12 protein-coding genes are annotated in these 13561 nt (G+C 64.5%); 6 read left to right on the plus strand and 6 right to left on the minus strand.

Features of this window, described 5'->3' with window-relative positions:
• Positions 1–70: 70 nt before the first annotated feature.
• Positions 71–814 (plus strand): hypothetical protein, encoded by a 744-nt coding sequence (locus tag DV733_RS16630; protein WP_049993089.1) that lies wholly within the window; start codon positions 71–73, stop codon positions 812–814.
• Here the strand turns inward: DV733_RS16630 and DV733_RS16635 are convergent.
• Positions 811–1530, minus strand: a complete 720-nt coding sequence (locus DV733_RS16635; RefSeq protein ID WP_049993090.1) for a hypothetical protein — start codon at positions 1528–1530, stop codon at positions 811–813. The two genes, DV733_RS16630 and DV733_RS16635, sit on opposite strands and share 4 nt — an antisense overlap.
• A gap of 244 nt (positions 1531–1774) precedes the next feature.
• Between DV733_RS16635 and DV733_RS16640 the strand changes: the two genes are divergently transcribed.
• Complete coding sequence (locus DV733_RS16640; protein WP_049993091.1) at positions 1775–4432, plus strand: valine--tRNA ligase; 2658 nt, start codon at positions 1775–1777, stop codon at positions 4430–4432.
• Here the strand turns inward: DV733_RS16640 and DV733_RS16645 are convergent, their stop codons facing one another.
• The 3 genes from DV733_RS16645 to DV733_RS16655 form a co-directional block, all read right to left on the minus strand.
• Entirely contained in the window at positions 4433–5389 is a 957-nt protein-coding gene (locus DV733_RS16645; RefSeq protein ID WP_049993092.1) for a zinc-dependent metalloprotease, read from the minus strand. It abuts the gene before it with no gap.
• Positions 5390–5464: 75 nt separating this feature from the next.
• A complete protein-coding gene (locus DV733_RS16650; protein ID WP_049993093.1) occupies positions 5465–5737 on the minus strand; it encodes a hypothetical protein in 273 nt (90 codons plus the stop codon).
• A 40-nt stretch (positions 5738–5777) separates the two neighbouring features.
• Positions 5778–6212, minus strand: a complete 435-nt coding sequence (locus DV733_RS16655) for a plastocyanin/azurin family copper-binding protein (protein WP_049993094.1) — start codon at positions 6210–6212, stop codon at positions 5778–5780.
• A gap of 118 nt (positions 6213–6330) precedes the next feature.
• Here DV733_RS16655 and DV733_RS16660 point away from each other — a divergent pair, with 118 nt between their 5' ends.
• Both DV733_RS16660 and DV733_RS16665 read left to right on the plus strand, forming a co-directional pair.
• The gene (locus DV733_RS16660; RefSeq protein WP_049993095.1) at positions 6331–6855 is read left to right on the plus strand and encodes a metal-dependent hydrolase; all 525 of its coding nucleotides are present in this window, start codon (positions 6331–6333) and stop codon (positions 6853–6855) included.
• Positions 6856–6943: 88 nt separating this feature from the next.
• A complete protein-coding gene (locus DV733_RS16665; protein ID WP_049993096.1) occupies positions 6944–8800 on the plus strand; it encodes a PINc/VapC family ATPase in 1857 nt (618 codons plus the stop codon).
• Between the two features lie 16 nt (positions 8801–8816).
• Here DV733_RS16665 and DV733_RS16670 read toward each other — a convergent pair whose 3' ends face one another.
• Positions 8817–11699 (minus strand): GAF domain-containing protein, encoded by a 2883-nt coding sequence (locus DV733_RS16670; protein WP_049993097.1) that lies wholly within the window; start codon positions 11697–11699, stop codon positions 8817–8819.
• Between the two features lie 204 nt (positions 11700–11903).
• Positions 11904–12227 carry a response regulator gene (locus tag DV733_RS16675; protein ID WP_049993098.1) on the minus strand — a complete coding sequence of 108 codons (324 nt, stop codon included), beginning with the start codon at positions 12225–12227 and terminating at the stop codon, positions 11904–11906.
• Positions 12228–12321: 94 nt separating this feature from the next.
• Between DV733_RS16675 and DV733_RS16680 the strand changes: the two genes are divergently transcribed.
• Positions 12322–12753 carry a universal stress protein gene (locus DV733_RS16680; protein WP_049993099.1) on the plus strand — a complete coding sequence of 144 codons (432 nt, stop codon included), beginning with the start codon at positions 12322–12324 and terminating at the stop codon, positions 12751–12753.
• A 216-nt stretch (positions 12754–12969) separates the two neighbouring features.
• Complete coding sequence (locus tag DV733_RS16685; RefSeq protein WP_049994281.1) at positions 12970–13482, plus strand: CinA family protein; 513 nt, start codon at positions 12970–12972, stop codon at positions 13480–13482.
• The last annotated feature ends 79 nt before the right edge of the window (positions 13483–13561 follow it).

Below are 13561 nucleotides of genomic sequence, written 5' to 3' on the forward strand. Positions count from 1 at the left end.
TTTCGGCGGCTCCGCGGGGGTGGGGCCAGAACCTACAACTATTAACCGCCGGGCAGTCGAATCGTCAGGTATGTCGGCCGCGACTTCGACGGGCCTGGTCGGTGCGATCCGGATCGACCTCAAGCGGCTCCACGAGACCTGGATGGAACTGATCTACCCGCGGCAGTTGAACGCCGAGCAGACGGTCCTCGGGAAGTGGCGACCCGATACGACCGGGAGTCTGCTCGCCTACCGTCTGTGGGCAGCGCTGGGCGTGCCCCTGATCGCGATCCTCTACCCGATCGTCCTCTTTGGGTACATTTTGCGCTTTCAGACGCGACGGATGGACAGCGCTGCGACGCGGATCGGCGTCGCCGGCGTCGTCGTCCTCTCGGTCGTCGTCTGGGGCGCGCTCTCGCTGGTGGCGCAGTTCGGAACGGAGATGAGTACGACAGGCGTGATCGCGGTCGTCGCCGCGGGCGTCGTCGCGACCGTCTCGGCGGCGCTCGCGCTGGTCACCAGCCGCGTCGGCGGCCGTCTCACAACGGTCCTGATCTCCTATCCGCTGGCAGTCACGGCGATCTTCCTGCCACCCGTGGTCGCCGGCCTCTATTCGGAAGCGGTCGCCAATCAGGTCTTCCCTCAGAGCGAGTCGCTGGCGATCTGGCTGCTGGACAACGTGCTCACGATCGGTGATCTCAACGAGTACCTCCGGGACAACTACCAGTTGCAGGGCCCGGCCTACGCCGCGATGTGGTTCGGCATCGCCGTCCCCGTCGGCTGGGTTCTGGGGACGATCGTCACGCTGGCGGATTACGTGCGCCCGAAAGACTAGAGACGAACCGTGTCTGGCCGGACGACGGCTTCTCCCTCGCGATTCGCGACGACCAGCGACGCCTCGCCCCCGAGCGTGATCGCCGTTCCCGAGAGAAGCGGCGCGATCACGCCAGCGACGACCGCACCGGGATCGTCCAGCGAGGCCGACAGCGCGACCCGTTCGACGGAATCGAGATCGTATTTGTCGACGGCCTGCTGGCCGGCCGCGAGGAGGTCCGCGTGGGAGAACGAGCCGGCGTCGGTATCCAGGGCCGTAGCGTCGGTCTCGACCGTCGCGGGGAACTGGACCGGGTTCTCGCTCCAGCGTTGCTCCTCGAAGTGGACGACAGTGGAGTCTTCGGGGGCGGTCCCGTAGCCCAGCGCCGTGGTCTCGGGGCGAAGTTGGTACTGGTCGATGTCGTCCGACGGAGCCACGAACGCGCGCCCGGGCGGGCTCTCGGGAGGGTCGACCCGGACGCTCGCCCCGAGGACCCACGCGCCGAACAGGGCGACGAGCGCTTGCGGTGAGGGTGTCGTCTCGTTTTCGCCTGTGCCGTCGGCTAGCGAGACGGTCGCGCCCTCGTGGACGCCGTAATGGCGCAACAGATTCCCGGCTTTCCAGGCGTCGATACAGAACTGGCGGCCGCTCCAGGAGCGGCTTCGAGAGCCGGGGCGGTGGATCCACACCGAGTCGCCGCCGCGGTCGGGGTCGACGAGGTCTCCGAGAACGTTCATAACTGGCCTTCGGCACCGCGAGCGCAAAAGCGCGCGGAATGTGTCGCGAGACCCCGACCGAAGGGACGGATCTCGATGCGGCGAACAGATCCGACCCTACGTGAGACACCGACACGGAAGCGAAAGTTTATACACAGAACGTGGCAATCACTCAGATATGGCTCTGATGTCGTCGGTAGTACGATAGCGACGCGGGAGTGTTTTTGCCGTCGATCCGACGACCAGCCACTACGCTACTCGACATATGACTGACCTTCCAGACAATTACGACCCGGACGAGCGAGAGGAGTACTGGCGCCAGCAGTGGCAGGAGATGGACGTCTATCACTACGACGCGGAGGCGGCCGACCCCGATACTGACTACGTGATCGACACGCCGCCCCCCTATCCGACGGGGAACCTCCACATCGGCAACGCGCTGGGCTGGTGTTACATGGATTTCTCGGCGCGCTATCGCCGCTTGCAGGGCCAGGAAGTCCTGTTCCCCCAGGGGTGGGACTGCCACGGGCTCCCGACCGAGGTCAAGGTCGAGGAGAACGAGGGTATCCACCGGACGGACGTCCCCCGCGACGAGTTCCGCCAGATGTGCATCGAGCACACCGAGGACCAGATCGACGCGATGAAAGAGACGATGCACACACTGGGGTTCTCCCAGGACTGGGATCACGAGTACAAGACGATGGATCCCGAGTACTGGGGCACCACTCAGGAGTCGTTCGTCGAGATGGCCGACGACGATCTGGTCTACCGGGACGAGCACCCGGTCAACTGGTGTCCGCGCTGTGAGACCGCCATCGCCGACGCCGAGGTCGAGACCGAGGAGGGCGTCGAGGGAACGCTCTACTACGTCACCTTCGAAGGAGTAGAGAACGACGACATCGAGATCGCCACCACGCGACCCGAACTGCTGGCAGCGTGTGTCTCGATGGCCGTCTCGCCCGACGACGAGCGCTACGAGGACCGGATCGGCGACACCTTCGAAGTCCCGATCTTCGGCCAGGAGGTCGAACTCATCGCAGACGAGGAAGCCGACGCCGAGTTCGGGACCGGCGCGGTGATGATCTGTACATTCGGGGACAAACAGGACGTGAACTGGTGGGCCGAACACGACCTGGACCTCCGAGCAGTCATCACCGAGGACGGCCATCTCAACGAGGAAGCCGGCGAGTACGAGGGGCTCTCGATCGAGGAGGCCAAGGAAACCATCGCCGAGGACCTCGACGACGCGGGCTACCTCAACGACACCGAACCCACCACCCAGAACGTCGGGCAGTGCTGGCGCTGTGATACCCCGATCGAGATCCTGAGCAAGGAACAGTGGTTCGTCGAGGTCGACGGCGAGGAGATTCTCGACCGTGCCCAGGAGGTCGAGTGGATCCCCGAGCACATGTACGATCGGCTGGAGGACTGGACCGAGGGCATGGAGTGGGACTGGGTGATCTCCCGCCAGCGCGTGTTCGCGACGCCGATCCCGGCCTGGTTCTGCGAGGATTGTGGCCACGTCCACGTCGCCGACGCCGACGAACTGCCGCTCGACCCGACCGACGAAGATCCTGCAGTCGGCGGTTGTCCCGAGTGCGGGTCGACCGAATGGCGCGGCGAAACCGACGTGATGGATACGTGGATGGACTCCTCTATCACGCCGCTGTTCGTCCGTGACTGGCCCGATTCGGAGTTTTACCCGACGACGCTGCGACCGCAGGGCCACGACATCATCCGGACGTGGGCGTTCTACACCCTCCTCCGAACGGCGGCACTGGAAGACGAGATCCCCTGGGAGGAGATCCTCATCAACGGGATGGTGTTCGGCGACGACGGCAACAAGATGTCCAAGTCCAAGGGCAACTTCGTCCAGCCCGAGGAAGTCGTCGAGGAGCACTCGGCCGACGCGTTCCGCCAGGCGATGGCGCTGGCTGGAAAACGCGGCGAGGACGTCCAGTTCCAGTGGAAGGAGGTTACCTCCGCGTCGCGGTTCAACACGAAGGTCTGGAACATCACGAAGTTCGCTTCGGGCCACCTCGACGAAGACCGCGAGCCGCTGGACAACCCCGCCTATCGCGACATCGACCGCTGGATCCTCTCGCGGTGTGCCGAGACCGCCGAAAACGTCGACGAGTACATGGACGACTACCGCTTCGACGCCGCCCTGCGCGAGCTTCGGGAGTTCGTCTGGCACGACCTGGCCGACGACTACCTCGAACTCATCAAGGGCCGCCTCTACGAGGGGCGACCGGGCGAGCGCGACGCCGCCCGACAGGGCCTCTTCATTACCCTAACTGCCTCGCTGAAGATGCTCGGGCCGTTCGCACCCTTCATCGCCGAAGAGGCCTACGACGCCCTGCCGAGCACCGAGGGCAGCGTCCACGCCGCCGAGTGGCCCGAGATCGACCTCCATCCCGAAGAAGTCGAGGACATGGCCGCCGTCGAGCAGGCCGGCGAGATCATCGTCGACGTCGCCTCGACGATCCGGGGCTGGAAGTCCGACGAAGGAATGGCACTCAACACGGAACTCGACAAGGTCGAGGTCTATCCCGACGACGCGCCCGAGGAACGCGCCATCGACACCTACGACCTGAGCGAGGCCGTCAACGCCCCCGTCCTCGTCCGCGAGGGCGTCCCGAACGTCGAACTGGTCCCGGTCGAGGTCGACCCGGACCACTCGGTCATCGGACCGGAGTTCCGCGACAAGGCCGGGCAGGTCGTCGGCGCGCTCGATTCGATGGACCCCGAAGAAGTCAAGACGCAGGTCGACCGCAACGCCGAGGTCGAGGTCGACATCGGCAGTGAGATTGCTGTGATCCCAGGCGACGCCGTCGATATCGTCGAGGAACACCGCGCGGCCTCAGGCGAGGAGGTCGTCGTGCTCGAATCCGAGACGGCGACGATTCTGGTCTATCGCTGATCAGTCCATCCGTTGCAGCCACAACCCAGGTTCCTCGATCTCGTCGTCACTCGGCAGATTCTCGGGCTGTTCCCACACTTTCCCAGCATACTCGATCCCGCGGGCGTCGGCGACCGAATCGAAGAAGTCCTTGCCGCGCTCGTACTGGCGGCGTTTCATGCTCAGACCGAGCACTCTCCGAATGAGTTTCTGAACCGGGCCACGGCCCTGGCGGCGTTTTTCGAGTTCCTCCCGGAGGTCCTCGTACTCGTCGTCGAACGCGCGGTCCATCAGGAGTTCGGCGTAGCCCTCGACGGCGGTCATCGTCGTGTCGAGTTCCCCCAGCGTCTCGCGGTCGACGTCGCCGTCGGCGAGGCGGTCGACGGCCTGCTCCATCCGGGTTTCGAGGTGGCCCGGCAGCCACGGAGCCGCGCCGAACTCCGCTGCGTGGGTCACTTCGTGGAAGGCGATCCAGCGCCGGAAGCGGTCGTTGTCCGCGTCGAGCGTGTCGGCGACGCGCTGGATGTTCGGGTGAACGAAGTAGAGGGCGTGCTCGTCAGCACCGACGCCTTCCGCGAGCAGGAGCGGGTCGTACTGCCCCAGGACGTTCCGTGCGAGAAAGGAGAGTGCGACCGTCATCGTCCCGGAGTTGATCTTGCGGGCGGCGCTCGGAAACATCCCGACGTGATCCTCCAGGGGGGCCATCACGCGTTCGAAGGTCTCGACGTTGTTGTCGGTCCAGTGGTGGCGATTGATGATCTCCACTGTTTCGGGAAGATCGAAATCGATCCCCGAGACCTCTCGGACGCGATTGCGGGCGTCCCGGACGTCCGTGGCGTACCCCTCGCGTTCGGCGTCGTCGATATCCAGCGACCCGGGGTCTGTCGCGGCCTTCGTCGCCTCGGCCACTGCCGACCAGTCGATCGCGCCGCTGCCGGAAGCACCGGTCACGGCGCGCATACTGCGATAGAGTCCCATGCACCTCGCTAAGCCAGCGGTGCACATAGGGTTTCTCCCCCAGGGGGCGTCCAGTGGTACTATCGGGCGACTGGGTTAGGCCTCGCTTTCGCTGCCGAGTCGCTTCTTGAGGATGATCGCAAGCACGACCAGCCCGAGGATCAGGATCAGCGGAGCCAGCGAGATTGTCGTCTCCTCGTCTTCGTCTTCGATCTCGACTGCTTCCACGTCCGACTCGTCGGCTTCGTCGCGCTCGCCAGTCGTCACGGTACTGAACGGCAGCGCAGTCACGGCGTCGGCGGTCGCTTGGGCTGTCCCGTCGATGTCGGCGTCGTCGAGGTGGATTTCGAGGAAGGTGAACTTCGGCATGGACCAAAGTTCGACGAGCGAGCGTATAGTCGTTGTCCTGTCACTCGACGATCACGGTTCCGATCATGTCCTGATTGACGTGTGGACCACAGACGTAGGTGTACTCGCCGGCCGTCTCGAAGGTGTGCTCGAAGACTTCACCAGGGTCGACGGGTTCGTACGCGCTGCCGTCCGCAGACATCGTTCCGAAGGGGTCGGCACCCTCCGGAATCGAGACTATGTCAGGGAACATCTCCGGATAGGCACAGACGTTGTGGCCACCTGACTCGAACTCCCAGGTGACAGTCTCACCGACGGCAATGGTGATCTCGTCGGGTTCGAACGCGTAGTTTACCGCGGAGACTGTGTTCCCGTCACCGCCGCCGTTTCCGTTGCCGCCGCCGTCTCCGCCACACCCTGCGAGAGCCGCGCCTGCGAGCACGCCGCCTGTCGATCGGAGTAGGGTTCGTCTATCGAGGGCTTTGTCGTGGGCCATGTATAGCCTAGCGTCTTCACACGCATAAGCCGCCGGGCAAACACGTTCGCAGAATCGCAAGACGGGTGTCAGACATCGGGGAAACGTTTGTGCGCTTGCAGTCCAACGGTGGACGTAGATGAACAAGCGCGGGCACGTGCTGAACGCAGTGCTATTGAGTATCGGGATCGGGTACATCATCCAGCCGTCCGGTGACGTCGAGACCTTCCGCACGATCGCCGAGGTGTCGGTGCCGATCGTCCTCGGGGCACTGTTCCCGGACGTCGACACCGCCTTCGGCAAGCACCGCAAGACTCTGCACAATCTGCTCGTGCTCGGGGTCGTCCTCGCCTATCCGATCTACTTCGACAACCTCCAGTTCGTCTGGATCGGCGTCGTCACCCACTACGTATTGGACGTGTTCGGCTCGAAACGCGGGATCGCACTGTTCTACCCGCTGTGGGACGAGGAGTTCGGCCTGCCGATCGGTGTGAACGTCTCCAGCAAGTGGGCCGACGCGATGATGCTCTCGGTCACGGCCTTCGAACTCGCCGTCGCCGCGTTCATCGTCTACGTCCTGCCGGCCGAGATCCAGGCCCAGGGCCAGCAGGCCGTGGGCCTCCGGGCAGTCGAGGGACTCCAGCAGGTCGTCGTCTTCTTGTAGGGACTCGTTGCCGGGGGGAGGAACTGCACGGCGAGACACACTGGTCCCCATCACGGCGTTTATCAGGCCACGTCTCCGACGAACGAGCATGGAAATCGTACCGGACACGAGCGTGGTCATCGACGGCCGCGTGTCCGAGCAGATCGCAGACGGCGAGTTCGCCGGCGCGACTGTCGTCGTCCCCGAGGCAGTCGTCGGTGAACTCGAAGCCCAGGCCAACGACGGCCGCCAGCAGGGGTGGGACGGGCTCGAAGAACTCCAGAAACTCGCCGACCTCCACGACGCCGGAGACGTCGCCGTCGAGTACGTGGGTCGTCGTCCCGACGCTATCGAGAAGCGCGAGGCCGGCGAGGGCCAGATCGACGCCCTCATCCGCGATCTCGCACAGGACCGCGACGCCACGCTCGTCACGAGCGACGTCGTCCAGAGCGAGGTCGCCCGCGCGAAGGGGCTGGAGGTCGTCTACCTCGAACCCCACGGCAGAGACGTCGAACGTCTCGAAATCGAAAACTTCTTCGACGAGTCGACGATGAGCCTCCACCTCAAAGTGGGGGTCGCCCCGAAGGCAAAGCGCGGGGACATCGGCGACATGCACTACCAGACGATTCGCGACGAACCCGCCGACGAGGCCGAACTGAAAGAGTACGCCCACGAGATCGAGGAGGGCGCACGCGCCAGCCCGGACGGGTTCATCGAGATCGACGAACCCGGCATGAGCATCGTTCAGTTCCGCCAGTACCGCATCGCCATCGCCCGACCCCCGTTCTCGGACGCGCTGGAAATCACGGCGGTTCGGCCGATCGTCAAGACCGATCTCGACGACTACGAGTACGCCGACGAACTCCGGGATCGCCTCGCGGAACGACAGCGCGGCGTCCTCATCTCGGGGTCACCCGGCGCGGGGAAATCGACGTTCGCCCAGGCCGTCGCGGAGTTCCTGAACGACAGCGACTACGCCGTCAAGACGATGGAGAAGCCGCGGGACCTCCAGGTCGGTTCGGACATCACCCAGTACACTGCGCTGGGCGGGAGTATGGAGAAGACCGCCGACTCCCTGCTGATGGTCCGGCCCGACTACACCATCTACGACGAAGTGCGAAAGACCGACGACTTCGAGGTGTTCGCGGACATGCGCCTCGCAGGCGTCGGGATGATCGGCGTCGTCCACGCGACCCGTGCCATCGACGCCCTCCAGCGCCTCGTGGGTCGGGTCGAACTGGGGATGATCCCCCAGATCGTCGACACCGTCGTCTATATCGAGGCCGGCGAGATCGCCAAAGTCTACGACGTCAACACCGAGGTCAAGGTCCCCGAGGGCCTGATGGAAGAGGACCTCGCCCGGCCCGTCATCACGATCGAGGACTTCGAGACCGGCCGGCCGGAGTACGAGATCTACACCTTCAACCGTCAGGTCGTGACGGTTCCGCTGACCGAGGGCGACAGCGACGAGAGCGGCGTCGATCGGATCGCTCGCCAGGAGATCCAGCGCGAGATCCGGTCGGTCGCGGACGGCCACGTCGAAGTCGAACTTCAGGGGAGCAATCGGGCGGTCGTCTGGGTCGAACAGCACGACATCAGCCACGTCATCGGCAAGGGCGGCGGCCGCATCTCGGACATCGAGAACCGCCTGGGCATCGAGATCGACGTCCGAACGTTCGACGAGCGCCCCGGCGGCGAGTCCGGCTCCAGCGGCGGCGGCGGGCAGTCGGCCCCGACGACAGCGCAGGGTGACGTCGTGACGCCCGAGATCACCTCTCGGCACGTGATCGTGCCGGCCCACGACTACACAGGAGAGACCGTCGAGGTCCAGGCCGACGGCGAGTACCTCTTTACCGCGACCGTCTCACGCGGCGGCGAAATCCAGGTCTCCCGTGGAAGTGCGATCGCCGAGGAACTCGAACAGGCAGTCGACCGTGGCAAGCAGATCAGCGTCGTGCCGTCCTGACGGCCCCGTCGGTCAGTCAGTCCGGTCGCTCGAACGTCAGGCGGAAGGTCGCGCCACCGCGGTCGTTGTCTTCGACGGTGATATCGCCGCCGTATGACGACATGATTTCGCTCACGAGGTAGAGCCCGAACCCGGATCCGGGGTCGTGGAAATCCCTGGAATTCCGGTCGAAGGCCGCCGCTTTTTGATCGTCCGGAATTCCGGGGCCGTTGTCTGCGACCGTCACTTCGACGCAGGTGTCGCCGACGGTCGCGTCGATCCATATCTGTGGATTCGGATCTGGATTGTGCTGGACGGCATTGAGCAGAATGTTGTCCAACAGCTCACCCAGCAGCTCGTCGGCGGCGACGTCGACCGAGGGAAGTGATTCGAGATGATACTCGGCGTCGGAATAGGTTCGCTGGGCACCCACGACGCGTGATTCGAGGACGTCGTCGAGCGGTCGCGGTTCGAGTTCCTGCTCACCGCCCCGACCGATCACGTTCGTCACCTTCCGCACCGTCTGGACGAAGTCGATCATCTCCTGGGTGCGATCAGTCGCGACCGCCAGGTCGTCGTGAACCTCGTAGTCGACTCGACCGTCGAGCAGGTCCAGCCGCGCATTGACGACGTTGAGGCTGTTGAGCATGTTGTGCCTGAGTAGCCGATTCATGAACTCCAGCCGATTGCGCTCGCGCTGGAGTTCGCGGTCGCGCTCGACGGAGGAGAGGGCGTACGCGAGAATCGAACCCAACCGTCTGAGGGCGTCGCGCTCCTCGTCGTCGAAGGCACTGACGCGACCGGAGTAGACGTTGAGCGTCCCGTGTATCTCGCCGTCGGCGATCGGGATCGACGCCGAGGCGCGATAGCCGTGGGTCTCGGCGTGCTCGCGCCAGTGTTCGTAGCGCGGATCGGTCGTGACGTCCTGAACGACCTGCATGTCGCCCGTCTCGTGGGCGACGGCCGTCGGTCCTGGGTCGCCTGTGGAGTCGTCGATAGCGAGGTCCAGATCGTCGAGATAGTCCTCGACACCGGCTTCTGCGTCGACGACGACGTCACCGCCGTCAACACTGCCGACCCAGGCGAACTCGAAGGAGTCCGAAGCTGCCAGCCGATCACAGACCAACTGCTGAATCTCGTCTTTCGAGGAGAGGCCGAACATCGACTCGGCGAGGCTGTGGACCAGCGAGTTGATGTCGTTGAGTGCGGCCAGTCTGTCGCGGCGGTCGCGAAGTTCGACTTCGTCCTGGTGGCGTTCGATAGCTGCCGCGAGGATGTTCGCCACCGACTGAACGAAGTTGACGTCGTATTCGCTGAAAACCTTCTCGTCAGTGTCGTGCGCGCCGAGGATCCCCCAGGGATCGTCGACGGGGCCGACGATCGTCGACACGCCGCTGGTCACGTCGTGGTCTCGCAGGAGATCCGGGCCGCTGAATCGCGTCTCGGCGTCGAGATCGGAGACGACGATCGGTTCGTCGCTCGCCAGCGTATGCGCGGCCTGGGAACCGTCGTCGATGGCCGAGACGGTCCCCGAGCCGACCACATCTTCGTCCCAGCCGACACCCTGGCGCAGCAACAGTTGCTCGCCCGCCTCATCGAGGTCGAGCACCTTGCAGTAGTCGGTGTCGAGCGTCTCGGCGACGAGCCGAGCCGCGTCGGCCATCAACTGATCGATGTCGTGGTTGGTCAGCACGAGTTTGCCGAACTCCGTGACACCCTCCTGCTGGACGATCCGCTTGCGGAGTCGCTGTTCGTCTTCGACGCGGTCGAGTGCGGCCGCGACGTTCGTCGCGATGACCTCGACGAGCTGTCGCATCTGGTCGTCGAAGGCCGCGCGGTCGGCAGCGACGGCCCCGAGGACGCCCCCATCCCCGACCGGAGCGGCCACCGCCGACTTGACCGGGGATCGCTCGGACGGTTGTTCGTACTGGGGCACGTCTCGGACGTCCGGGAAGTAGCGGGCCTCTCGGGTTTCGAAGACCAGGCCGGTGACGCTGCCCTCGCCTGGTGTGACCGCGTAGAACTCGACGTCGAGGATATCGGACGGGTCGTCGACTACTGGCGGCCCGAGCACGTCACGAGCTTCGTCGTACCCGAAATACAGCGAGGCTGGAGCGTCCAATACCTCTCGCAGGGCGTCTGTCGCGATGTCGACGACCTCCTCGCTCGATTCGGCCCGAACAAGGTTCCGACTGATCTCGTGCAACTCAACCAGCCGTCGCTCGAACTGCTTGCGCTCTGAGATGTCCCGGACGACGCCGACCCGGTCGCCATCCGGAAGCATCGAGAACGTCGCCTCGGCGTCGATCTCGGTGCCGTCGTTGCGCTCGATCGTCGCTTCGAGGGTAGCCGTTTCGCGCGTCCCCGCGCGCAGTTCGGCTTCGAGTTCGGCCGCCTGTTGTGCAGTGTCTGTATCGACGACCGTCGAGACGTGCGAGCCGAGGAGTTGCCCGCGATCGTAGCCGAGCAGCTCCGTGTACGCGTCGTTGACGAGTGTGAACGTCCCGTCTTCGTCGACGGCGTAGACACCGTCGTCCATCGTCTCGAAGATCCGTTCGTACTGTTCGAGGTCGCGTTCGCGCTCGACACGGTCGGTTACGTCACGGAAGTACACCGACAGCCCCGTCTCCGAGGGGTAGGCGGTGACCTCCACCCAGATCGAAAGCGGCGCGTAATACTCCTCGAAGGAGACCGGTTCCTGTGTCTCCATCGCCCGCTCGTATTCCTCCTGAAAGGTCGTCCCAGCGGCAGGTTCGAACGCTTCCCAGACGTTCTCGCCGAGGACGTGTTGGCGGTCGACGTTCAGCAGGTCTTCGGCCTGTTCGTTGAGATAGGTGAACCGCCACTGTTCGTCGAGCGCGAAGAAGGCGTCGTCGATCCGTTCGAGTACCTCAGTCGCTGTCGCATGTACGTTAGTCATTGTGGCGCGTCGAGTCGATAGCACCAACAGGCCGATCGCTCGGTTCGACAGCTGTCTCACTGGGACGCCCACCGCGGCGAATCGACGGATTCCGATCGATTTCGATTTCAGCAACTCCCATGCCGGAAATTGTAGAATTCTTGTGTTGCAGATGTTATAAAACTCGTGGTCACCCCAACGACAGCGACCTGACGAGGCTCTCGATCACGGACTGATCGGGAGCGAGGTACTCGCTATCGCGTCGATCGTTTCGAGGAGTTCGTCACGGCTCACTGGTTTCGTGAGGTAATAGTCGTACGTGTTCGCGTCGAGGTTGTCGTCCTGCTGGAGCGCACTGGCGATCACGACGAGACAGTCTGGGTAGGTCGACGCGCTCACCCGAGCGACTTCATCGCCGCTGGTCTCGGGCATCCGTCGATCGAGGATTGCGACGACGGTGGAGTCGTCGAGTCGGTCGAGCGCTTCGTCGCCGTCGGTGGCTGTCCGGGCCGTCACCTCCTGGACGCTCGTGAGCCACCGGTCGTACATCTCGAGGGATGGAAATTTGATACGTTCTGGTCAATCGAAACTCACGACGGTCGTGGGCGGCGTTTTATTGGCCTGCGGGATATTGCTCTCGGGTATGTTCGAGACGATTCTGGTGCCGACGAAACGCCGCGCCGAGGACGACGCCGCCGAGCGGCGAGCGGTCGACATCGCCGCGATTCACGGCGGGGAAGTCGTCGGGCTGTTCGTCGCCGATCCGCGAGCGACACCAGTCTCGACGAAACTCTCGGCCGAGGAGGTCAAAGAGGCCTTCCTCGAAGACACCGACCACCCGGCCACGACGCTCGAAGACCTCGCCGAAGAGCGGGACGTACCGGTGTCCAGGGCGACCCGCGTCGGTCGGCCGGCGAGCGAGATCGTCGCGTGTGCCGAGGCGATCGGTGCGGATCTGGTCGTCATGGACACCCACGCGCGCTCAGGGTTGAAACGCCACCTGCTTGGCAGTACGACCGAGCGTACGCTCCGACAGAGCGACGTACCAGTGCTCTGTATCCCCGTCTCGGAGTGAGCGCACCCTAATTATCTCGTTCAACGCTCGTATCGGTTCGAAGAGAGCGGCCAACAGCGGATCGTTGGTCGCCCCTTCAGAAGGACGCAGGCCGAACGACGTGACGACCCCAATTGCTACGGTCCTGGGCGACCCGCTCAAAGATACGATGCGCGAAGTGACAGCACAGCCGCCCGATCCGGCGGCCCGCGTCTGCTCTCGGTGGAGGTGCTGACAGTGCACCAGTTCGAGGGCGAGCCCCCGGTCCAGAGACAGGTCGCACAGACGCTCACCGAGGCCGGCGAGACGCTGGCGATCGCCGAGTCGCTCACCGGCGGACTCGTCGGGGCGCTCGTGACGGCAGTCCCGGGGTCGAGTGACTTTTTCGATCGATCGCTGGTCGCCTACACCCACGAGGCCAAACACGAGGAACTCTCGGTCCAGCAGCACGTGCTCGAAGAGATCGGAGCCGTCAACGAGACCGTCGCCGAGCAGATGGCCCGGGGCGTTCTCGAGGTGGCCGACACGACCTGGGGACTCTCGACGACCGGGATCGCCGGCCCGACCACCAACGACCGCGGAGATCCGGTCGGAGTCGTCTTCGTCGGCGTCGCCCGGGCACACGCGGACAGCGAAGATCACCCGTCGGCCACGGTTCAGCGATACGACTTCGAGGGAGAGCGCAGCGCAGTCAAGGAGAAAGCAGCACGGCAAGCGCTCGAAGACCTCCACGCGATGGCGACGGCGTAACTCGGTAGACGGGTACGATGGCAGTTCGGTAGGACGTCCAGCAGGCTGTCGATCAGACGGAGCGGTTCCTCGTCGACAG

Source organism: Halapricum salinum, assembly GCF_004799665.1.
GTDB lineage: Archaea > Halobacteriota > Halobacteria > Halobacteriales > Haloarculaceae > Halapricum > Halapricum salinum.

Excerpts from the sequence above, each read along its gene's own strand:
- DV733_RS16630 (WP_049993089.1), top strand. The coding sequence starts at position 71 with ATGTCGGCCGCGACTTCGACGGGCCTGGTCGGTGCGATCCGGATCGAC.
- DV733_RS16635 (WP_049993090.1), bottom strand. The coding sequence starts at position 1,530 with ATGAACGTTCTCGGAGACCTCGTCGACCCCGACCGCGGCGGCGACTCG.
- DV733_RS16640 (WP_049993091.1), top strand. The coding sequence starts at position 1,775 with ATGACTGACCTTCCAGACAATTACGACCCGGACGAGCGAGAGGAGTAC.
- DV733_RS16645 (WP_049993092.1), bottom strand. The coding sequence starts at position 5,389 with ATGGGACTCTATCGCAGTATGCGCGCCGTGACCGGTGCTTCCGGCAGC.
- DV733_RS16650 (WP_049993093.1), bottom strand. The coding sequence starts at position 5,737 with ATGCCGAAGTTCACCTTCCTCGAAATCCACCTCGACGACGCCGACATC.
- DV733_RS16655 (WP_049993094.1), bottom strand. The coding sequence starts at position 6,212 with ATGGCCCACGACAAAGCCCTCGATAGACGAACCCTACTCCGATCGACA.
- DV733_RS16660 (WP_049993095.1), top strand. The coding sequence starts at position 6,331 with ATGAACAAGCGCGGGCACGTGCTGAACGCAGTGCTATTGAGTATCGGG.
- DV733_RS16665 (WP_049993096.1), top strand. The coding sequence starts at position 6,944 with ATGGAAATCGTACCGGACACGAGCGTGGTCATCGACGGCCGCGTGTCC.
- DV733_RS16670 (WP_049993097.1), bottom strand. The coding sequence starts at position 11,699 with ATGACTAACGTACATGCGACAGCGACTGAGGTACTCGAACGGATCGAC.
- DV733_RS16675 (WP_049993098.1), bottom strand. The coding sequence starts at position 12,227 with ATGTACGACCGGTGGCTCACGAGCGTCCAGGAGGTGACGGCCCGGACA.
- DV733_RS16680 (WP_049993099.1), top strand. The coding sequence starts at position 12,322 with ATGTTCGAGACGATTCTGGTGCCGACGAAACGCCGCGCCGAGGACGAC.